The 21,204-nt window shown below is 54.7% G+C and carries 23 protein-coding genes; 7 read left to right on the top strand and 16 right to left on the bottom strand.

The features are described 5' to 3' along the window. Positions 1-130 precede the first annotated feature (130 nt). Positions 131-910 (top strand): SDR family oxidoreductase, encoded by a 780-nt coding sequence (locus KO503_RS06515; protein WP_215990735.1) that lies wholly within the window; start codon positions 131-133, stop codon positions 908-910. Positions 911-1,078: 168 nt separating this feature from the next. Further along, on the top strand, positions 1,079-2,185 hold the full coding sequence (locus KO503_RS06510; protein WP_215990734.1) for an ABC transporter ATP-binding protein: 1,107 nt from the start codon (positions 1,079-1,081) through the stop codon (positions 2,183-2,185). On the opposite strand, the gene KO503_RS06505 is transcribed toward KO503_RS06510, so the two are convergent. Then, positions 2,182-2,877, bottom strand: a complete 696-nt coding sequence (locus tag KO503_RS06505) for a helix-turn-helix transcriptional regulator (RefSeq protein ID WP_252730962.1) — start codon at positions 2,875-2,877, stop codon at positions 2,182-2,184. The genes KO503_RS06510 and KO503_RS06505 overlap by 4 nt on opposite strands. Before the next feature lie 343 nt (positions 2,878-3,220). Between KO503_RS06505 and KO503_RS06500 the strand changes: the two genes are divergently transcribed. The 4 genes from KO503_RS06500 to KO503_RS06485 all read left to right on the top strand — a co-directional run bounded on the left by KO503_RS06500 (position 3,221) and on the right by KO503_RS06485 (position 5,900). After that, the gene (locus KO503_RS06500) at positions 3,221-3,436 is read left to right on the top strand and encodes a twin-arginine translocase TatA/TatE family subunit (protein ID WP_215945101.1); all 216 of its coding nucleotides are present in this window, start codon (positions 3,221-3,223) and stop codon (positions 3,434-3,436) included. A gap of 83 nt (positions 3,437-3,519) precedes the next feature. Continuing rightward, a complete protein-coding gene (tatB, locus tag KO503_RS06495) occupies positions 3,520-4,146 on the top strand; it encodes a Sec-independent protein translocase protein TatB (RefSeq protein WP_215990732.1) in 627 nt (208 codons plus the stop codon). Further along, positions 4,143-5,048 carry a twin-arginine translocase subunit TatC gene (gene tatC / locus KO503_RS06490; protein WP_215990731.1) on the top strand — a complete coding sequence of 302 codons (906 nt, stop codon included), beginning with the start codon at positions 4,143-4,145 and terminating at the stop codon, positions 5,046-5,048. The genes tatB and tatC overlap by 4 nt, the downstream gene beginning before the upstream one ends. A 9-nt stretch (positions 5,049-5,057) precedes the next feature. Beyond that, positions 5,058-5,900, top strand: coding sequence for an ATP-binding protein (locus KO503_RS06485; RefSeq protein WP_215990730.1), 843 nt, complete (start codon positions 5,058-5,060; stop codon positions 5,898-5,900). 101 nt (positions 5,901-6,001) lie between these two features. On the opposite strand, the gene KO503_RS06480 is transcribed toward KO503_RS06485, so the two are convergent. The 3 genes from KO503_RS06480 to surE all read right to left on the bottom strand — a co-directional run bounded on the left by KO503_RS06480 (position 6,002) and on the right by surE (position 8,722). Next, entirely contained in the window at positions 6,002-7,228 is a 1,227-nt protein-coding gene (locus KO503_RS06480) for a LysM peptidoglycan-binding domain-containing protein (protein ID WP_252730961.1), read from the bottom strand. A gap of 73 nt (positions 7,229-7,301) precedes the next feature. Next, entirely contained in the window at positions 7,302-7,943 is a 642-nt protein-coding gene (locus tag KO503_RS06475) for a protein-L-isoaspartate(D-aspartate) O-methyltransferase (protein ID WP_215990729.1), read from the bottom strand. After that, a complete protein-coding gene (gene surE / locus KO503_RS06470) occupies positions 7,940-8,722 on the bottom strand; it encodes a 5'/3'-nucleotidase SurE (protein WP_215990728.1) in 783 nt (260 codons plus the stop codon). The genes KO503_RS06475 and surE overlap by 4 nt, the downstream gene beginning before the upstream one ends. A gap of 121 nt (positions 8,723-8,843) precedes the next feature. Here surE and KO503_RS06465 point away from each other — a divergent pair, with 121 nt between their 5' ends. After that, positions 8,844-9,239 carry a VOC family protein gene (locus KO503_RS06465; RefSeq protein ID WP_252730960.1) on the top strand — a complete coding sequence of 132 codons (396 nt, stop codon included), beginning with the start codon at positions 8,844-8,846 and terminating at the stop codon, positions 9,237-9,239. 5 nt (positions 9,240-9,244) lie between these two features. Here the strand turns inward: KO503_RS06465 and KO503_RS06460 are convergent, their stop codons facing one another. From KO503_RS06460 to KO503_RS06405, 12 genes are all read right to left on the bottom strand, one after another. Then, positions 9,245-9,925: an SDR family NAD(P)-dependent oxidoreductase gene (locus KO503_RS06460; RefSeq protein WP_215990726.1), complete on the bottom strand. Its 681-nt coding sequence runs from the start codon at positions 9,923-9,925 to the stop codon at positions 9,245-9,247. Between the two features lie 47 nt (positions 9,926-9,972). Next, complete coding sequence (locus KO503_RS06455) at positions 9,973-10,482, bottom strand: DUF2199 domain-containing protein (RefSeq protein ID WP_215990725.1); 510 nt, start codon at positions 10,480-10,482, stop codon at positions 9,973-9,975. A gap of 99 nt (positions 10,483-10,581) precedes the next feature. Continuing rightward, on the bottom strand, positions 10,582-12,051 hold the full coding sequence (gene purF / locus KO503_RS06450; RefSeq protein WP_215990724.1) for an amidophosphoribosyltransferase: 1,470 nt from the start codon (positions 12,049-12,051) through the stop codon (positions 10,582-10,584). Between the two features lie 328 nt (positions 12,052-12,379). Next, positions 12,380-12,934: a CvpA family protein gene (locus KO503_RS06445; RefSeq protein WP_215990723.1), complete on the bottom strand. Its 555-nt coding sequence runs from the start codon at positions 12,932-12,934 to the stop codon at positions 12,380-12,382. Positions 12,935-13,021: 87 nt separating this feature from the next. Further along, entirely contained in the window at positions 13,022-14,392 is a 1,371-nt protein-coding gene (gene radA, locus KO503_RS06440; protein WP_215990722.1) for a DNA repair protein RadA, read from the bottom strand. An 83-nt stretch (positions 14,393-14,475) separates the two neighbouring features. Continuing rightward, on the bottom strand, positions 14,476-14,919 hold the full coding sequence (locus tag KO503_RS06435) for a paraquat-inducible protein A (RefSeq protein ID WP_215990721.1): 444 nt from the start codon (positions 14,917-14,919) through the stop codon (positions 14,476-14,478). A 41-nt stretch (positions 14,920-14,960) separates the two neighbouring features. After that, the gene (locus KO503_RS06430) at positions 14,961-15,827 is read right to left on the bottom strand and encodes a DNA repair protein (RefSeq protein WP_215990720.1); all 867 of its coding nucleotides are present in this window, start codon (positions 15,825-15,827) and stop codon (positions 14,961-14,963) included. 161 nt (positions 15,828-15,988) lie between these two features. Continuing rightward, a complete protein-coding gene (locus tag KO503_RS06425; RefSeq protein WP_215990719.1) occupies positions 15,989-16,738 on the bottom strand; it encodes an ABC transporter ATP-binding protein in 750 nt (249 codons plus the stop codon). Further along, positions 16,735-17,526: an MlaE family ABC transporter permease gene (locus KO503_RS06420; protein WP_215990718.1), complete on the bottom strand. Its 792-nt coding sequence runs from the start codon at positions 17,524-17,526 to the stop codon at positions 16,735-16,737. The genes KO503_RS06425 and KO503_RS06420 overlap by 4 nt, the downstream gene beginning before the upstream one ends. Continuing rightward, positions 17,523-18,563 (bottom strand): alanine racemase, encoded by a 1,041-nt coding sequence (gene alr / locus KO503_RS06415; RefSeq protein ID WP_215990961.1) that lies wholly within the window; start codon positions 18,561-18,563, stop codon positions 17,523-17,525. The genes KO503_RS06420 and alr overlap by 4 nt, the downstream gene beginning before the upstream one ends. Before the next feature lie 78 nt (positions 18,564-18,641). Next, positions 18,642-20,255, bottom strand: coding sequence for a replicative DNA helicase (locus tag KO503_RS06410; protein ID WP_252730959.1), 1,614 nt, complete (start codon positions 20,253-20,255; stop codon positions 18,642-18,644). Between the two features lie 256 nt (positions 20,256-20,511). Beyond that, the gene (locus KO503_RS06405; RefSeq protein WP_215990717.1) at positions 20,512-21,192 is read right to left on the bottom strand and encodes an orotate phosphoribosyltransferase; all 681 of its coding nucleotides are present in this window, start codon (positions 21,190-21,192) and stop codon (positions 20,512-20,514) included. Positions 21,193-21,204 lie beyond the last annotated feature (12 nt).

Below are 21,204 nucleotides of genomic sequence, written 5' to 3'. Positions count from 1 at the left end.
GACCTAGATAGCTTGAGCCTCAGACACGGGATGGGCTTGCACGGGGGCGGGATTGGCGTCACCTTGCCGCAAGGCTTAGCTAAAATTAGCTATAAACAGAAAAACGATCGATTCTTCAGGAGGATACGTGATGGACCTTGGAATTAGTGGAAAACGCGCGCTGGTATGTGCCTCATCCAAAGGCTTGGGGCGGGGCTGCGCATTCGCTTTGGCCGAAGCCGGTGTGGATTTGGTGCTCAATGCCCGTGGCAGCGAGGCATTAGAGGCGACAGCCGCAGAAATTCGCTCGCTTTATAAGATTAACGTCGAAACAGTCGCAGCGGATATCACGTCAGAGGAGGGGCGCGCTGAAGTTTTGGAAATCGCGGGCCAAGTGGACATTCTTGTGACCAATGCAGGTGGCCCGCCCCCCGGAATGTGGACCGATTGGGACCGCGAAGACTTTATCGGTGCGCTTGATGCCAATATGCTGACGCCGATTGCTTTGATCAAAGCCTTAGTGCCGTCGATGATGGAGCGTGGCTGGGGACGAGTGGTCAATATCACCTCCGTTTCCGTGAAAGCGCCGATTCCTGTATTGGGCCTGTCCAATGCCGCGCGCACTGGGTTGACTGGTTATGTGGCTGGCACCTCACGTCAGGTGGCTGGCAGCGGTGTGACCATCAACAACCTCTTGCCGGGTTTGCACGATACGGATCGCATGGTGTCGCTTGACAAAATGGCCGTTGAAACAACGGGCAAAAGCTTTGACGAGATACGTGCGGAAAAATGTGCGGGTATTCCGGCGGGACGTTATGGATCTGCAGCCGAATTTGGCGCGACATGCGCGTTCATGTGTTCTCAACATGCGGGCTTTATGATTGGTCAAAACGTGTTGTTGGATGGTGGCGCTACAGTCTCGACCATGTAATCTGGCTGGGGCAAAAGTGGGGCACTGGGCCTTGATCATTTGGCAACGGGCAATTGACGCTTGCTGCACGTTTAACGAGCTGCCCTGCTGTCAAATGCCAAGCAGTTGCTAAGGCCGGTTTAGGCTGTTAGGACGAACTGGCCTTAGAGTTTTTGTCGGATACATCTTGTGAACGCCCACACCCCAGCTCAGACGACGCCTGCGCATCCGCGCTTGGAAATCCGCAATTTGCGTCGCACATTTCAAGGCAGAGATGTCGTGAGTGATGTGTCGCTGACGGTCATGCCGGGACAGGTGACCTGCCTGCTTGGACCGTCAGGTTGCGGCAAATCCACGACCCTGCGGATGATTGCAGGCGTTGATATGCAAGATTCTGGTGAAATTTACGTCGATGGCGATTTGGTCTGCGATACCTTGCACCGCGTGCCGCCCGAAGGACGCTCTATCGGGTTGATGTTCCAAGACTTTGCGCTTTTCCCACATTTGTCAGTTGCGGCCAATGTCGCGTTTGGCCTGAAGGGATCAAAGGACGAAAAACGCACCCGCGTTGAAGAGCTATTGAATAAAGTTGGGCTGTTGTCTGCCCTCAACAAATTCCCGCATGAGCTGTCTGGCGGCGAACAACAACGCGTGGCTTTGGCGCGCGCTCTTGCGCCGCGTCCCTCGGTGATGTTGATGGATGAGCCGTTTTCTGGCCTTGATGAGCGTCTGAAAGATGAAATTCGCGACAGCACTTTGGAGGTGCTGAAGGCCGAAGGCGCTGCAGTGCTTTTGGTCACCCATGAACCTGACGAGGCCATGCGCATGGCCGATGAGATTGCGTTGATGCGGGACGGAAAAATCGTGCAACAAGGCGCGCCTTACAATATTTACAATGCGCCAAAGGACAAGAAGTCCGCAGCATTTTTTAGCGATATCAATGTGATAGGTGGTAAGGTTGAGGGCGCGTTGGTGTCCACCGCTTTTGGTGAGTTTCTGTGCCCTGGTCATACCGATGGCACGCCTGTAGACATCGTTATCCGCCCACAGCACTTACGCATCGACTTTGATCGGGCAGGGCGCGGCCCAAATCCAACGCCGCAAGATGGCACGCCTGCGCGTGGCATCGTGGAGCGCGCGCGTTTTATGGGGCGTGAAAGTCTGGTCGAATTTCGCATGGATTTTGATGGGTCCATTTTGCGCGCGACGGTGCCCTCGGTGTTCTTGCCCAAAGTTGGCACGCCATTGTGGTTGATGCTGCGCCGCGAGCGGTGCTTTGTATTCCCCGTGACTTAAGCGCTGGGGGGGCAGGGGCGTTTTTTCGCTTTGTTTTCATCAACCTGAGCCAAGTAATCTTGCAAGCTTTGCCCCGCTTCATCTGTAAATGTCGCGCCTGTGTCGATCAGCGCCTCGATGCGATCCACCCGAAACACCTGAAAATCACGTCGCAACGCACACCAAGCCGTCATGGTCCAGACCCGCCCCCAGTATTCCAATTGTAATGGACGGATAAGACGCGTTGAAGCCGTATCATCCAGATCTAAGTAATTCATACGGATGAGTTTTTTCTCGCGCACGGCGTCGCGCAATAGCGGCATATGCTTAAATCCAGCGGCGGCATCCGCAAAAGGGTAGACCGCAAACCCCCAACCCGTGCTGGGTGGGCCGGCGTTTTCTGGCAGAACCGCATCGATTTTGGCCGCTAAACTTTGCGCCGATTTCGACAGATCAGGATCGGTGGCCTCGCCCAAGATCGCCACCGCCAAATGCAGCGCTTCCAATTCGCCCATGGTCAGGTTCATAGGCGGCAAAGTGATCGGCGCTGTGATTGTATAACCAGCGCCACGTTCGCCCTCTACAGGTACACCAGAGGCCCGCAAGGTGGCCATATCGCGCCAAATTGTGCGCTCAGACACGTCCAAATGTTCGGCCAAATTGCGCGCGGTGTGTAATGCGCCATCGCGCATAATTTGAATGATTTCAAACAAGCGGTCGCTGCGTTGTGTTCCTGATTGCTTGCCCTTTGTCACAGTTTATATCGCTTGGGCGCATGTAAGGGGAGCAGGGCGGATGGCGAAACGAAAGCTAACAGTTTCAATAATTTGAATGTTTTCATAGTGCTCTCCGATTCGACTGCAAGACCTCAGCTCTACACCTTTTTAACTGACATAAACATGTCAGTAGTGAAAATCTAGATGAATGGAACGCGCCAATGTTGTGCATCCATCGAATTTTGTAAATTTGGTGCTTTTCCTCGGCAAATTCCACGTTAAGTCTATATCAGATGAATTTTTAAGCGGACGCAGGGTGTCCGCGAACAGGAGAAAGACTATGCTTAACAATATCGGTATTCCGGGCCTTCTGCTGATCGCTGTCGTGGTTTTGGTTCTTTTCGGTCGCGGCAAAGTGTCGGGTCTTATGGGCGAAGTGGGCAAAGGCATCACGGCGTTCAAAAAGGGCGTCAATGACGGCACCAAAGAGATCGAAGACGAAACTGCAGAGGCAGCAAAAGACGTCACTGAGACAGTTGAAAAAGACAAAGTCTAATTTGCTGGCTGTTGGATTTCGGGGCGGGACTGGTTTGCCAGATCGCCCCTGCTGTTTTGTGACGCATTGAAAGGCGATTCCACATGTTTGACATCGGTATGTCCGAACTCCTGATCATCGGGATCGTGGCTCTTATTGTGGTGGGTCCCAAAGATCTGCCGGGGATGTTTCGCACCCTTGGTCGCTTCACCGCCAAGATCAAAGCTATGGGGCGCGAATTTTCGCGTGCGATGGAAAATGCCGCCGATGAGGCGGGGGTCAACGAGATCAAAAGCAGCCTGAACGCGGCAGCCAACCCCAAGAAATTTGGGTTGGACAAGCTGAAAGAGGCCGCGAGCGATTTTGAAAATTGGGATCCGATGAAATCGGACGACGCCAAAGCGCCCCCCAAGCCTGAGATGACAGACGAGCGCGCATCTGCGGCCAAGAAAATCAATGACGCCACGGCGGCATCTGCCACAGCGCGTAAAGCTGTTGAAGCGACGGATGCACAAACTGCTGATGTGGTGAAAGCGCCAGTCAAGAAAACGCCCGCGAAAAAAGCCACAGCCAAAGCTGCGGCCCCAAAAACCGCTGCGAAAACGACTGCGACGCAACCTGCTGCCAAAACCAAAACAACAAAAACGGCAGCCAAAAAGCCTGCAGCTGCCAAAAAAGCGGCCCCTAAAGCCAAGGCAGCTCCTAAGACCAAGAAAGAAGGCGACGCATGAGCCAAACAGACACAGCCCATGACGAGGTCGAAGACAGCTCTGCCCCGTTGATCGAACATTTGGCAGAATTGCGCACGCGGCTTATTCGGGCCGTATTGGCCTTTTTCGTGGCGATGGTGATTTGCTTTTCCTTTGGCGGGATGATTTTGGATTTCTTGCTCATGCCGATTGAGAAAACCATGCGGTCTTTGGGCAACCCAAACCCCGTCATGCAATACACGGCGCCACAAGAATATTTCTTTACGTTGATCCGTATTTCTATGGTCGGCGGGCTGATGTTGTCGTTCCCCGTGATCGGACATCAGTTGTGGCGCTTTATTGCGCCGGGCCTATACCGTAATGAAAAGAATGCGTTTTTACCGTTTTTGATTGCCTCGCCTGTGTTGTTTTTACTGGGTGCGGCCTTTGCCCATTACATCGTCGTGCCGCTGGCGATGGCGTTCTTTTTGGGCTTCGCTGACTTGCCATCGTTCATGGCCGCACTCGTGGCCTCAGGTGGGGATGCAAGCGCTGTCACTGCCAGCACAGGCATCGATATTGTGTTCAACGGCAAGGTGAATGAGACGCTTGATATTACCTTGAAAATGATCGTGGCTTTCGGACTGTGTTTCCAATTGCCAGTGCTCTTGACCTTGATGGGCAAAGCGGGTTTGGCCACGGCGCACGGGCTGCGCTCGACTCGCAAATACGCTGTTGTTGGCATTTTATTGGTCGCTGCTTTGGTGACGCCGCCTGATGTGACAACGCAGTTGATTTTATTCGTTGTTGTCTATGGCCTCTACGAAATTTCGATCTTCCTCGTGGCACAAGTCGAGAAAAAGCGTACAGCAGAATTGCGTGCGGCTGGTATTTTGGACGAAGACGAAGAGCTGTATGGCGACTTCGATAACGACGATAAGTAAGGGTAGGACATGGCCAGTAAGACATTGAAACGCATTGCAAATGCATTGGACCGCATGGCGCCGGCGCCTGAGGCAGCACCTGATTTCGACGCTGCAGACGCGTTTGTGTGGCACACAGGGCCGGACCGTTTGGTGCCTGTCGCACAGGTGTCGCGGGTTGATCTGTCGCTGTTGATCGGCATCAATCGGTCGCGCGATACCTTGCTGGCCAACACGCTGCAATTTGCCCGTGGTCTGCCTGCGAATAACGCGCTTTTGTGGGGTGCGCGGGGCATGGGAAAATCATCACTGGTCAAGGCGGTTCATGGCGCTGTTTGTGCTGAAGGATTTGCGTTGAAGGTGGTTGAGTTACAGCGCGAAGACCTGCCCACGGTGGGGCGTTTGTTGGATCACTTACGGGCATCGAAGCATCGTTTTGTACTGTTTTGCGATGATCTGTCTTTTGGCCATGATGATGAACATTACAAATCGCTCAAAGCGGTTCTGGATGGCGGGATCGAGGGGCGGCCTGAAAATGTGTTGTTCTACGCGACGTCCAACCGCCGTCACCTGATGCCACGCGATATGATCGAGAACGAGCGCTCGTCCGGTATCAACCCATCAGAAGCCGTCGAGGAAAAAGTCTCTTTGTCAGATCGTTTTGGTCTTTGGCTTGGATTCCACCCGTGCAGCCAAGATGATTACTTGGCGATGATCCGTGGCTACTGCACCACCTATGGGGTCGAGATAGATGACGAGACCCTGCGCGCCGAAGCCATTGAATGGCAAGCCACGCGCGGGTCGCGCTCTGGCCGTGTGGCGTGGCAGTTTTTTGTCGATTTGGCGGGGCGAAAAGGCGTGGCGCTGGGGTAGGGACCGGTCCAGCCTTTCCAGCCGAGCCTTTTAAACATCACCTATACAATCAAAAAAGCCGCCCCAATCTGGAGCGGCTTTTTGTTGGGCTGTGCTGCGTCTTAGTTCAAGTAAGGCGATGGATCGACCGTTTGCGTGCCTTTGAACACCATGAACTGCAAGGCGTTGAATTCATTGGCGGTCACTTTGGCGATGCTTTGGCCTTTCGACACCGTATCGCCCTTTTTGACCGATAGTGAATTGATAAAGCTATAGGCCGTTTGCAACCCATCGCCGTGATCGATCACCATGATCTGCACACCGTCCGCATTGGTGGACACAAGTTTCACAGTGCCCGCTTTGGCCGCTTTCACGGTTGTGCCTGCAGGGGCTGAGAACAGCACGAATTTGGATTTTGCTTTGTCATAGTCGCGAATGATCGGGCCTGTGACGGGCTTGGTCATCTCAGAGCTTGATGTCTGTGTCGTGCCGAGATTGGGTGCTGGCGTGCTTGGTTTAACGGGTTCTGCTGTCGCCTCTTTAGGATCGGGCAATGGGGTTGCGGCCGAAGGAGGTGTCGGTGTTGGCGTCGCTGTGCCGCTGCCTGGTGTGGCTGTGTCTGCCACGGGGGCGGCGGTGTTTTGTGCCGTTTTCACAGGGATTAAAACATAGCGACCTTCTTGCACGGCAAGGTCAGATCCAAGGCCGTTCCAGTCCGACAGCGCGCGCACAGACACACCGTATTGGCGCGCGATGGAATAGGCTGTTTCGCCGCGTTGTACTTGGTGGCGCACGGGTTCTGTCGTGATATCTGTGGTGCTTGGTTTAGACATCGAAGTCGTCGCCGCTGGGGCTTCCAGAGGTGTTTCGGTCAAAACCTCATTGGCCAGCGAGCTGACGTCAATGCGTTCACCTGAAGCAATCGTGCCCGTGGCCACTGCTGTCGATGTTCCGATGCGGCGCGGCAAGGCGATCACTTCGCCGCTGCGCAACTCTACACCGTCTGGAATGCCGTTGTATTGCGCCAGTTCGGCAGGGGACATCCCGATGCGATTGGCGAGCGTGTCGATGGTGTCGCCTTTGCGCGCAACCGCCACTTGGTAATTGGGATAGGAAATGACGCCATTTTCATCCGCTTTCGGCTTTGCGGCGGTATTGGCCTCAAGAGCTGCTGGCGCGGTTGAAAACGCGTCCGTTAAGCCACGCAGATCGAAATCTAGCGGTTTGTCACAGGCGCTCAAGGCCAAGGCAGCGCAGCCATACATGGCCAAACGACGTGGGGCCAAGCGATGCAGGGCCAAACGGCGTGGTTTACGGGGGCGGACGGGTGCCAACTGGATATATGTCATTGCTCGATCCTCAAATCTTCGGGTCGTTGCCCGCGGGGGTGTTGCCCCGAAAAATTGGCCCAACAGAGGGCGGTTACTCTTGACCTATTCCCTCAAGCAGGGGCACAAAACGCACGGCGCGCAGTTCTTCGTAATCAAATCCTTTTTCAAGGCGTGTGACCTTGATTAGGCTTTGCACTGTATCAGACTGGCCCACAGGCACCACCATGATACCGCCAACACGCAGCTGAGCCAAGAGGGGCCCTGGCGGGTCTTCGGCAGCGGCGGTCACGATAATGCGATCAAAAGGGGCTTGTTCGGGCAAACCATGGCTGCCATCAGCAGAAAACGCGGTGATGTTGACGATGCCAAGCCCGTCGAACACCTCTTGCGCCTCGCGCACCAAGCGCGAAAAACGGTCCACCGTATAGACGCGCCGCGCCAATTGGCTGAGCACGGCAGCTTGATAGCCTGACCCAGTGCCCACCTCTAATACTTTATCACGCGGTTGCACGTTTAAAGCCTGCGTCATCAGCCCCACAACTGAGGGCTGCGATATCGTCTGGCCGCAAGCAATCGGCAAAGGCATGTCTTCATAGGCGCGTTCAGCAAACAGCCCGCGGACGAAACGACCACGATCAACTTTCTCCATCGCAGATAAAGTACGGCTGTCGGTGACGCCTTTTGAGCGCAGCGTGTAGAGAAATTGCATTTTGCGTTCGTCAGTTGGCGTCATTGCAGCGCGGCCTCGACATCAAAAAGCGCATCATGGGCTGTCAAATCGGCACGCATTGGCGTGACAGAAATCTTTCCCGCCAAATTGGCAGAGACATCTGTTCCCGCACCCGTTTCCACGTTTTGCGCAGAGCCAGTGACCCATAAAAACCGCCGGCCAGACGGGGACAACTGTGCCTCAACCGCAAAGCCTGATCCTTGACGGCGCCCTTGACGTGCCACAGCGATGTCGCGCGTTTCATCGGCGGAGACAGGCGGGAAGTTGACGTTGTAAAACAGATTGTAATCCATCCCATCCCAAGGTGCCTTGTCCAAAAGGCGGCGTACAACAGCGGCGCCGTGTTTGGCCGCACTTTCAAACGGATCGTCTAAATCGTTGTTGCCTGTGCCAAAAAACTGGCTCATGGCGATGGCTTTAACACCTTGCAATGCCGCTTCCATCGCGCCGCCGATGGTGCCGGAATACATGACATTTTCGCCCGCGTTGTTGCCGCGATTGACGCCCGACAACACCAAGTCAGGGCGCTCAGGCATCACGTCGTGCAAGGCTGCCAAGACACAATCGGCGGGGGAGCCTTCTGCGGCCCAACGGCGCGGTGCAAGTTCGGAAATCATTGTGGGATGGGCGTAGGAAATGCAGTGGCCAACGCCGGATTGCTCGAACGCTGGCGCCACGACCCAAACTTCGCCGTCAGGGCCTGCAAGGTCTGCTGCGATGCTTTCCAAAGTCACGAGTCCCGGTGCGTTGATGCCGTCGTCGTTGGTGATGAGAATGCGCATAATGTCGCTGCCTTTTGCCCGTCTGTTCCCTCTTCCATAAAGCAGCTCGCGAATCACGGCAAGGCAGGGTTGCAGCCTTTGAGCGTTTGTGGGCACTCTTAGGCAAAGAATGGAGTTTTTTATGCCAAAACCGATCTTAGATGCCGTTGCGGTCAGTGCCTCAGACATGACGCGCGCCAAAACATTCTACGCCTTGCTTGGGTTTGACTTCGACGGCGGATTTATGAGTGATGACCATATCGAGCCTGTCCGCCGTGCAGGCGAACCGCGTCTTATGATCGACAGCGCGGCTTTGATGGAAAAACTCAACGGCGAGGCGCCGCGTGCGCCGAACCATTCGGTGTTCGCCATGCTCTGCGACAGCCCCGCTGAAGTCGATGCCTGCGTGGCGCAGATCAAAGCGGCAGGGTTTGTGGTTTTGACCGCGCCTTGGGATGCCTTTTGGGGGCAGCGCTATGCGACTGTGGCCGATGCGGATGGCTACCGCATCGATTTATTTGCGCCGCTAGAGGGCTAAGTGGCTTAAAGCAAGCCCGCCAGAGCCAGCAAACGGGGGGCTTCGTCCCGTGGATGCACAAGCGCCTCTTTGCCTTCCCCCGGATGGAACCGCGCCCGTGTGCCTGTGGGCATGGGGTTTGGCTGCATGATATGAATGCGTGGCGCTTTGTCCGAGTTCTGCGTTTCCGCCTGCCAGCTTTTCGCCATAGCGATTTGCGCGGCTTTTGACGCGCCGTAGCCGCCATAGAATTTTTCGCCCGCGTGCGGATCGTCAAAGAACATCACGTCAGAACGTCGTGGCCCCATGTTGAGCAAAGGTCCAATCATAGGGATCAGCTTGCCCGTGGCGGTGATATTGGTGCCGATGGTGCGGTCCAAATCTTTGGGGTCCAAGTGATCCGCAGGGGACAGCAGTTGCGCGTAAATCGCAGTATGAGCCCAAAAATCCAAATAGCCCCAACGGTCATAAATGCCGCGACACAGGTGCGCCATAGCGTCAGGATTGGTGATATCCATCGGCGCCAGCGTCGCGTCGCCCCCTTTGGCTTTGATGCGATCATCAAGCTCTTCAAGCGCGCCAGTGGTCTTGGCCACAGCAACAACGTGATATTCAGGGGCCAAGTTTTCGGCCAAATGGAAACCAAGGCCGCGTGAGGCGCCAGTGACCAATGCAATTTTCGGTGCGGTTTTGGGGTGATCTGTCATGAGCAAGATGTGCGATCAATTGGCCGCATGGTCAAGAGGGCAAAGCCTTAGGACTTCGATAAATCGTCGCGGCTTAATGTCCCTGTGGCCTCATAGAGATCAAGAAGCTGGTCAAATGAGATGTCTTTTGTGCCGTTATCAAGCGTTGCAGTCGGCCGAGCGGCTGCATCTGTAAAGCTCAACGATACTGAGCAGCCCAACGCCGCGAACGGCCCCAAATCTGATGACAGTTGTCCATCGCAAGCCGCGGGTAAATCCCCGCCGTCAAAGGTTTCGATGTAGGCATAAAAGCTCGCGTCTTGAACTTTAACCCAAAGCGCCAGCACCACATGATCGTCTGAACCACGGATGGGTAGGCTCAGCGTGGCACAAATGAACCGCTGATCGCCAAAACGGCACAACTCAGAGGCCAATTGATCATCACCCTCTTTGACAAATGGCGTCTCATTGCGGGGCGCGTGGGTCCAAGCGGCAGGGTGATCAAAGCCGATATCCATAACCCCGCCCATATCTTGCAAAGCACGCCAACGCGGATCGAGGTCTAGAATTGAGGTCATGAAGAGGCCTTAAAAAATAGGGGTATAAATGCGTTTCATAAAGAAACCGCCGCGCCAAATCAATGGCGCGGCGGCTTTATAGGTTTTGTCTGTCAGCGCTCATTCAGCGGCTGTTTTCAACTCGAAACCTTTGGAAATCATGTCTGTCGGTTTCACAGGGTAGTCGCCGGTGAAACAGGCATCACAGTAACGTGGTGCGGCGGCGTCGCGACCTGAGGCCACGCCAGCGGCACGGTACAGCCCATCGATTGAGATAAATTGCAAGCTGTCCACGTCCAAATGCTTACACATTTCGTCCACGGTCATGTTGGCGGCCAAAAGTTTATCACGGTCGGGTGTGTCCACACCGTAGAAACAGGGCCACATCGTAGGCGGGGACGCGATGCGGAAATGCACTTCGGCAGCCCCTGCATCCAGCAACATGTCTTTGATTTTTTGCGATGTGGTGCCACGTACAACGGAATCATCGACCAAAATGATGCGTTTGCCTTTGATCAGCGCGCGGTTCACGTTGAGTTTCAGGCGCACACCCATGTTGCGGATCTGCTCTGAGGGCTCGATAAACGTGCGACCCATATACTGGTTGCGGATGATGCCCATGCCGTAGGGAATGCCACTTTCATGCGCAAAACCAATCGCCGCCGGCGTACCTGAATCTGGCACAGGGCAAACGAGATCGGCTTCAACGGGTGCTTCGCGGGCCAGTTCAACACCGATTTGGCGGCGCGTCTCATAGACTGAGCGGCCTTCCAAAATACTGTCTGGGCGTGAGAAGTAAACGTGTTCGAAAATGCAAAAGCGCGAGTCTGTGCGTTCGAACGGGTGAAAGCTTTCCACTTTGCCTTGCGAGATGACAACCATTTCGCCGGGTTCAATTTCGCGCACGAACTCTGCACCGATGATATCCAGCGCACAGGTTTCAGACGACAAGGCATAGCCACCATCGCCAAGTTTGCCCAAAACCAACGGACGTACTCCGCGTGGATCACGCACACCGATCAGTTTGGTGCGGGTCATGGCGACCACAGAAAAAGCGCCCTCTACTCGGCGCAGGGCATCTTTCATTCTTTCCGGAATGTTGCGCTGCAAAGATCGCGCCATCAAGTGAATGATACATTCTGAATCTGAGGACGATTGAAAAATAGACCCACGGTCGATCAATTCGCGTTTAAGCGCATCGGCGTTGGTGATGTTGCCGTTGTGGGCAATCGCAGCGCCGCCCATAGAGAATTCGCCGAAGAAAGGCTGCACATCGCGGATCGCGGTGGAGCCTTTTGAACCAGCGGTGGAATAGCGCACATGGCCGATCCCGATAGGGCCGGGCAGCGTTTCCATAACTTTCTGGCTGGTGAACGTATCGCGGACGTATCCGAAGCGACGTGCCGATTGAAAGCCGGCATCTGCATCGTGTGTGACGATCCCGCCCGCTTCTTGGCCGCGGTGCTGAAGCGCGTGTAATCCGAGTGCGATAAAGTTGGCTGCATCTGCAACGCCAACAACGCCAAAGACGCCGCATTCTTCTTTAAGTTTATCGTCGTCAAACGGGTGAGCAGGGGGCATCTGGCGCATGGCATCAGGCTCCGAATCCAAGGGCTGCATTTCGCCTTTCGTTTAGTCGCTTACGACAGCCATGTCACGAAAGGATCACAAAAAGATTTTGATCGGTTGGTCAAGGTTATAGTTAGGCGGGCTTTGTGCTTATAGTAAAAGCCACAAAAACGGGTTTCTTTCGGGCCGCATCTGCGGGACATAGCGGCGGCCTTATGGAGGGGTTTTGAAACAGGCCCAGAGTTTCAATCGGCCCGTTTCAACTGAAGAAGGACGGCCCTTTCGAACAAGAGCCGTCACCATGGTTTGCCAGCAGATCCCAGTCCCCAGCAGATCGCGACCTCACAGTTTATTCTGTGCAGATGCCGACCAGGCCTTCATAGCGCTGGGTGATCCAGCCTGGTGCATCCGCGGGGATGCTTTCGTCAATGCGGGATTGTGAGCGGTCAAACACTTTAACAGTGCGCGAATCTTCCAAAACCGCAATGCGATCCCCCGTGGACACACGATCCACGATCACCAATGCGATGGCCACCAAAAGAATGCCGCGAATAACGCCAAAGAAAAATCCCAGCCCCTGATCTATGCCGCCAAGTGCCGAGCGCTGCACGGCTGAGGACAATAGCGGGGTAAATACGGATACGACGATCAAGGCCAGTGCGAAGACGGCAAAAAAACCGCCGATGACACCCAATTCACAGCTGTCGACGATATAAGCGCCCAAGACGGGAATTTCTCTGACCAATGGCATGGCCTGTGGGGCAAAGATATAGCCCAAAATTGCGGCGACGATCCAACCTGCGATGGCCATGCCTTCACGGACAAAACCGCGTGAATAGGCCAAGAGCGCGGATACAATGATCACGAGGGCCACGATTGCGTCGACGATGGTAAAGCCTTCCATGGATGCTTTGCCTTTCTATATGTCGGGTGTGTACATCACCCGTTGATCTCTCACGTGCTGATTTAGCGCGCACCAAAATGCAGGCTATTAGCCCGCACCAAAAACGTCGCCAACAAAGCCGACAAGATCGTCCATATAACGAATCTGCATGCCTGTTCCATCCCCTGCTTTCGAACGGGATGGTGCGATTGCAGATGAAAAACCAAGTTTTTGCGCTTCTTTCAACCTGTTTTCTGTCTGATTGACGGGACGCAGCCCTCCGGACAGCGAAAGTTCCCCGAAAACCACACAGTCTTTGGGAATCGCTGTATCTTCGCGCGCGGACAATAAAGCGGCAGCCACGGCTAAATCTGCGGCAGGTTCTGATACTTTCATGCCGCCCGCGACATTCAGGTACACATCAAGCCCCGCAAATGGGATGCCGCAGCGTGATTCGAGGACGGCCAAGATCATCGACAACCGCCCACCGTCCCAGCCCACAACAGTGCGCCGCGCTTGGGCATTTGGCGATGGAGCCACCAGCGCTTGAAATTCCACCAAAACAGGCCGCGTGCCTTCGATGCCAGCGAAAACCACAGACCCCGCCGTGGGTTTATCGCGTTCTGATAAAAACAGCGCTGATGGATTTGTCACTTCGCACAGGCCGTCACCGGTCATTTCAAACACGCCGATTTCTTGTGCTGGCCCAAAGCGGTTTTTTACAGCGCGCAGCAGGCGAAAATGGTGGCCGCGCTCGCCTTCAAAGTACAACACCGTATCGACCATATGTTCAACCACGCGCGGGCCAGCAAGCTGCCCGTCTTTGGTGACATGACCGACGATGATCACCGCCACGTTGCGCGATTTCGCGAAAGTAACGATTTCATGCGCCGCCGCGCGCACTTGGCTGACAGATCCCGGCGCGCTTTCGACGTTGTCCGCCCACATGGTTTGAATGGAATCGATGACCACCAGATCGGGTTCTTCGGTTTCCAATGTGGTCAAAATATCGCGCAGATTGGTTTCAGCGGCCAGTTTCACGGGGGCATCGCCAAGGCCAAGCCTTTGGGCGCGCATCCGCACTTGGGCCGAAGATTCCTCGCCTGAGACATAGATCGTCTTCAGTCCCGCTTGTGCGAATTTTGCAGCCGCTTGCAGCATCAAGGTGGATTTTCCAATGCCGGGATCACCGCCCACCAAAATCGCTGAAGCTGGCACAAGCCCGCCGCCCAAGACGCGGTCCAATTCGCCCAAACCGCATTCTGTGCGGGGGGGCGGGGCTTCTTTGGTGGACAGATCGCTCAACGGCACTGTCTTGCCGCGCATGCCGCCGAGTGTTTTCTTGGACGGACCCGATTTGGACAGGGGCTTTTCTTCGACAATCGTGTTCCAATCGCCACAACTGTCGCAGCGTCCCGACCATTTGGTGTACACAGCCGCACAGGCACTACAGGTGAAATTGGTTTGGGCTTTGGCCATGTGGTGCTCCGCTCGGGTCAATCGCACGGTATGTTCGTGCTATGTTCTCTTTTGTCCGTTGTAGCGTTAATCTGCGTCCGCGATCAAGCGGCTTTGTTTTGTTTTTGGGCAAAAATACTCAAGCCCAAAGATGCCAAAACGCAGCCCGTGAACAGATATAATCCCCAGACGACATCCACGCGCCCGATGCCCAGACCTTTTATGACGGTGATATAGATCGCGATTAGAAACACATCTGCCATGGCCAAACGCGCCAGATGAAACAGATAGGGCTTCACGCGGGCGGGCAGCCAGCCACCGAGTAGCCCTTCAAGTGCGATCACCTTGGCGATGGGGGCGATCAGGGCCAAGACCACGACAATGAGGGCCAAAAAGATGTCGGTGTCCCACAGGCTTTGCACGCCCGACAGAACCGAAATTTCTGTCATGCCAAAGATCGGCAAAAGGCCCGCGCGCAGCAAAGGGGCCGCCCAAGCGATGGGGAATAAAATCAACAGTAAGAGGTTCAAAATGCGGGGCACAGTCATGGTCTAGAGGTGGCGATGCCGCGTGCAACTGTCAAGCGCGCTTAATTTGGTCGCTCAAATCCGTTGCCTTGTATATCCGCGTCAGTGAGGGTTTTTGCGGCGCTGCCCGATGACAAAGGCACGACTTTGCCATCATCCACTTTGGCCTCAACCAGATCGCTGTCATCAAGGCGGTCTTCGTCCATCTCATAGCCAAGCTGTGGCAAGATTTCTTTGAGGTCTTTCTCAAGCCGATCCATCTGGCGGTTGGCTTCCAATTCTGAGGCCTCAACGTCATTTTGCCAGCGCTGCAAGTCTTGTGTTACAGTCAAAGCAAGGCTGAGGTTCTCGTTGAATCTGTCCAGCTCCTCTTGGCGATGGCGCAAGAATTCTTTGGCGCGTGCAACTTTGGGTTCTGAATAAACCAAGGCCAAATCGCGGGTCATATGCGACATCTGTGCGGCCAATTCCAAAATTTCAGGCTCCAGATGGCCCAAATCAGGGTGCCTGCGCATTCTGTCCAAACGATCGCGCATGTCTTCAAATTCAGAGGAAAGCGCAAACACGCCACTGCGATCTTCAGTGTGCGAAATCTGGTAAGCTCTGGCCACATCATCCATCGATAGTTTGAAATCACGGTGCGACCGTTCCAAGCGTTGGATGTGATGCACGCCGGGTAAAAAAGCGCAAAGTCCGATCAACAACGCGGTGCCCAAAGATTGCACCCAAACGCCGACATGCAGGCTCTCGCCAGATGTGGAAATCAGATTCAATGACAGCCACGGGAGTACCCCTAGAATTGACAAAACAGTTGCAATGGCTGCTGTCAAAGCAAGGGCGATCAGTAGGCCCTGAGTTGCAAGCTGGACAATGTTGCGCAAATTGCGCCCAGCTGTCCAAGCTGGTGCTGATTGGTCTTGTGTCATCATCGTTACCCCACGTTCGTTGCCCACGAATGAAGCAATATAATGATAAAAAATCAATGTTTTATGGGGAAATCAGGGGATTGTGTCCCCACTGGAAACAAAGTTGACCCTTTGGTAACCTTAATGCCTAAGTTGCAAACGGTCTTGAATGTTACGTTGCCAGATTACCGCAGAGTTGCGATTGGGCCATCTGCTGATCCGGTGATGAATTGCTGCAAATAGGGGTCTTCACCCGAATCCATCTCGGCCACGGGGCCGCTCCAGCGAATCTTACCACCGTGCAGCATCGCCACAGTGTCCGAAATGGCTCGTACTGAAGTCATGTCATGGGTGATCGTCATGGCTGTCGCGCCCATTTCAACAACGATTTCGCGGATCAAATCATTGATAACGCCCGCCATAATCGGATCAAGACCCGTGGTCGGCTCATCAAAGAAAATGATCTCGGGGTCGGCAGCAATCGCGCGGGCCAGCCCCACACGTTTTTGCATACCACCCGACAGTTCTGCGGGCAGTTGATCCGCCACATCAGGGGACAGTCCCACGCGGCGCAGCTTTTCAATAGCGATCTCGCGGGCCTCAGCTCGCGGACGTTTGAGCGCACCGCGCAACAGCCGAAAAGCCACATTTTGCCACACAGGAATCGAATCAAACAGCGCGCCGCCTTGGAATAACATGCCAAATTTGGCCAAAAAGGCGTCGCGATCCCCTGTTTGCGTCACGTCTTCGCCGTCGACCTTGATCACACCTTGATCGGGCATAATCAGCCCCAAAACACATTTGAGGGTCACAGATTTCCCCGTGCCAGAACCGCCAATGATCACAAGGCTTTCACCGCGGGCAACATTCAGGTCAACGCCGCGCAGAATTTGTTTCGATCCAAAGGATTTATGGACGTTTGAAAGCTCTATCATACCGAGAAAAACGCCTGTGTCAGAAGGAAGTTTGCCGCTAAAATAAGGATCGCAGCCGCCACAACCGACGACTTGGTCGCAGCGCCAACCCCTTGGGCGCCGCGCCCTGATTGCATGCCGTAATAGCATCCCATGAGTGTGGCGATAAAGCCAAAGACAGCCCCTTTGGCCAGTGAGGATAGCACATCAATCGGCTGCAAAAAGTTGACCGTGTTTTGCATATAGCTTGCTGGATTGAAGCCAAGCGATTGCGTCGAGACCAGCCAGCCACCGTAAATGCCAATTATATCGCCAATGCCAACCAAAAGGGGCACCGTCAAAAGCCCCGCTAAAACCCGTGGCACTGTGAGATATTTCATCGGATGTGTCGACAGCGTGACCAATGCGTCGATCTGTTCGGTCACTTTCATCGTGGCGATTTCTGCCGCCACCGATGCGGTCACCCGTGCCGCGATCATCAAACCGACCAAAACAGGCCCAAGTTCGCGCACCATGCCGATGGCCACGATCTGCGGCACCACGGCTTCGGCTGAAAAACGCGCTCCGCCAGAATAGATCTGCAAGGCCAAAGCGCCGCCAGTGAAAAACGCCGTCAGCCCGACAACAGGCAATGACAAATAACCGACGTTCAATAGCGCCGATATAAATTCACGTGAATAAAACGGCGGCGTCAGCATATGGCGCACAGTGGCCAGCGCAAAAATCACCAGTCGCCCAAGTCCGGCCAAAGCCCCAAGGCTTGCGTGCCCAAGGACAGCTAGTGGCCGTGTGATCACGCCAAAGTTCATCCGCGATACCGCCTGTTATACCGCCGCCCCAAAGAGGTCAGCACTTCATAGCCAATCGTCCCGCCAATGTCGGCCAAATCATCTACCGTTTGATGGGCGCACAATAGATCAAGCGACCGTGGTGTATGGTCCAAATGGGTGACATCGACCGTGATCAAATCCATCGACACGCGCCCCAAAAGCGGGCAGGGGGTATCGCCATCAAACAGCACGGATTTGCCTGAAATATGACGGGTGATCCCGTCTGCATAACCCGCGGATACTGTCGCCACGCGTGATGGCAGGTCGGCGGTCCATGCATTGCTATAGCCCACGGTTTCGCCAACGGCCACATCGCGGATTTGGATGATCGGACATTCCACTCGTACCACAGGTTCACTGTCTTCAAACGGCAAACCGCCATAAAGGCCAATGCCCGGACGCGTCAGGTCGAAATGATACTCAGGTCCAAGCAAAATACCACCCGTGGCCGAGAGCGCACGCGGGGCATTCAGGCCATCGGTCATCTTGTGAAATTCTGCCAATTGCTGCGCGTTCATCGGATGATCCGGCTCATCTGCACAGGCCAGATGCGACATGATCAACATCGGTTTTGCTGTCATTACCAGATCGCGTACGGCGTCCCATTCATTGGCTTCAAGGCCCAAACGATTCATGCCTGTGTCCAGCTGCACGCCAAAGGGGTGATCAGGCAGCGCTTCGAAATGGCGGGTGATTTGATCCAGAGAATTGAGCATCGGCGTCAGTTGCATGTCCAAAATCATATCTGTGTCGCCAGACATATGCCCGCCAAAGACGCAAATACGCGGGCTCGGCCCTAAGGCCTCGCGCAGGATCACGCCCTCTTCGGCGGCGGCGACAAAAAACGTCTTCGCGCCTGCTTTGGCCAATGCGCGAGCCGCTTTGCCCGCGCCTATGCCATAGCCGTCAGCTTTGACAACAGCTGCGGTTTCAACGGTGTTTGCGGATTTTGCGTCCAATGCGCGCCAATTGCGTGCCAAGGCGCCAAGATCGATATGTAATGTAGACGTGCCCATAAACGTGTTTTGACCAGCTGGGGCGCGGGGCGCAAGCCCAAAACCGCCGCTGTTCAATGCTCCTTAAACAAGATTAACTTAGTACTCTTCTGCGCCAGGCAGATGATGCTCATAGGCCAGATTGCCAAAGCGGGTGAATTCGGCGGTAAACGATAGGGTCACCGTACCGATGGGGCCGTGACGTTGCTTGCCCAAGATCACTTCGGCCTTGGCGTGCAGGCGTTCCATTTCCTCTTGCCATGCTGCGATGGCTTCGTGGTTGTGGTCGTCCGGTTTCTCGCGCTCTTTGTAATATTCGCCGCGGTACACAAACATCACCACGTCGGCGTCTTGCTCGATCGATCCAGATTCGCGCAAATCCGACAGTTGTGGGCGTTTGTCGTCTCGGCTTTCCACGGTCCGCGACAACTGAGACAGCGCAATCACTGGAATATTAAGTTCCTTGGCGATTGCTTTCAGGCCCATCGAAATCTCGCCGATCTCTTGTACGCGGTTGCCTTGGGTGCTGGGCGTGCCGCGTACCAGTTGCAAATAGTCGACGATCAACACATCCAAACCATGGGTGCGTTTCAAACGTCGTGCGCGGGCTGCCAATTGCGAAATCGGCAAAGCTGGGGTGTCATCGATATACAAGGGACAGGTCTCAAGGGTTTTCGCGGCCTCGATCAGGCGGCGAAACTCGTCCTCTTCCATGTCCCCTTGGCGAATTTTATGCGACGAAATCTCGGCGGCTTCGGCCAAAATACGTGCCGCCAACTGTTCCGCGCTCATCTCTAGCGAGTAAAACCCAACAACGCCGCCTTCAATCGCGCCCTCTTTGCCATCGGGCATGATGCCCTTTTTATAGGCTTTGGCCACGTTATACGCGATGTTGGTTGCCAGTGAGGTTTTGCCCATCGAAGGACGCCCCGCCAGAATGATAAGGTCGGATTTGTGCAAGCCGCCCATCTTTTTATCGAGATCCACCAGACCTGACGAAATCCCCGCCATGCCGCCCCCGCGCTCATAAGCTGCGTTGGCGTTCAAAACCGCTTGGGTCACGGCCGATAGGAAGGATTTAAATCCAGAATCCACTTTGCCCTGTTCGGACAAGGAATACAGCTTTTGTTCGGCTGAGACGATTTGCTCAGTCGGTTCGCGGCTTTCCAACCCGCTGGCCGCAGAGCCTGCGATCTCGTTGCCAAGTTCGATCAACTGGCGGCGAATGAACAGATCATAGATCAATTGCGCATAGTCACGCACGGCATAAGTCGAAATCGCGGAAGCGGCCAAACGCGCTAGATAGGCTGGCCCACCGAGTTCTTGCAGACCTTTGTGGTCTTCCATGTAAGCTTTGAGCGTCACAGGTGAGGCCAACATGTTTTTCGCGATGCGTTCGGCGGCTTTCTCGAAAATATCGCGGTGCACAGGGTCGTAGAAATGCTCAGGCTGAATGACGGATGCAATTTTGTCATAGACATCATTGTTGGTCAAAAGCGCGCCCAGCAATTGCTGTTCGGCCTCTGTGTTATGCGGTTGTGCGTCGTCGTAAGAAGAGATCACCGCACCGGATTGCGCCGCCACAGCCGTGCCTGTTTCAGACGCGCTGGTCTCGAGTGCTGCCGGCAAAGCATCAACAGTTTCGGGCATATCTGTATAGCCTGGATCATCAGACCCTTGCGTGTTGTTCAGTGTGGCGAAATCGTCGTTCATCCGGTGGTCTTCCTGTCATGCGCCCTATGTCATGGGCCGCCCGTTTGGGCTTGGTTCGACTGTTGTAACGAGACTCGGGGGCGAGGTTCAAACGGTATGTTTTGTGGATAACTTTGCGCGCCACAGAATGTAGGGGACGCGGAAATGATAGCGCTATATCTTGATCGCAAGCCCAATAAAAAAATAAACGCCGCCCCGATTTGAGGCAGCGTTTAAATAGTATCGTAGTTGGGTCTGCTTGCAAAAACCGCGGACCTTAGGTCTTTTTGTTGGCCTCTTGCCAGTCGCGTGGCGCATTGAGGAATTTCTCAACTTCAGCCAAGGTCTCGGAATCAAAGGATTTTTGCAATTTTGCTTCGGCCAAGACATCCCACCATGTGCACAATGAGTGCAGTTGGATACCGTGATCGCCCAAGGTTTTTTCTGTCTCTGGGAAAATACCGTAATAGAAAATCACCGCCGTATGTCCGCAGGTCGCGCCCGTGTCGCGGATCGCGTCCACAAAGGACAGTTTTGATCCGCCATCTGTGGTCAGGTCTTCGACCAGCAAAACCCGTTCACCTTCGGACATCGTTCCCTCAATACGCGCATTGCGTCCGTAGCCTTTTGGCTTTTTGCGCACATAAGTCATTGGCAAAGCAAGGCGTTCTGCCACCATAGCGGCAAAAGGAATACCCGCAGTTTCGCCGCCTGCGATATTGTCAAAGGCTTCAAACCCCGCATCGCGCATCACGGTGACAGACAGAAAATCCATCAAGGTTGACCGAATGCGCGGGTAGGAAATCAGCTTGCGGCAGTCCACATAGGTCGGGCTTGGCAGGCCTGATGCCAATGTGAATGGGTCCGCCGCGTTGAAATCAACTGCTTTGATTTCAAGCAACATTCTGGCTGTCAGGCGGGCGATTTCTGTGGAGTCAGGAAAGGAAGACGGGATCATGGCAGTGTCCTT

It is taken from the genome of Pacificibacter marinus (assembly GCF_018860505.1).
Lineage (GTDB): Bacteria > Pseudomonadota > Alphaproteobacteria > Rhodobacterales > Rhodobacteraceae > Celeribacter > Celeribacter marinus_B.
The sequence above is the reverse complement of the archived record's forward strand: the minus strand, read 5'-3'. Positions and strand labels throughout refer to the sequence as shown.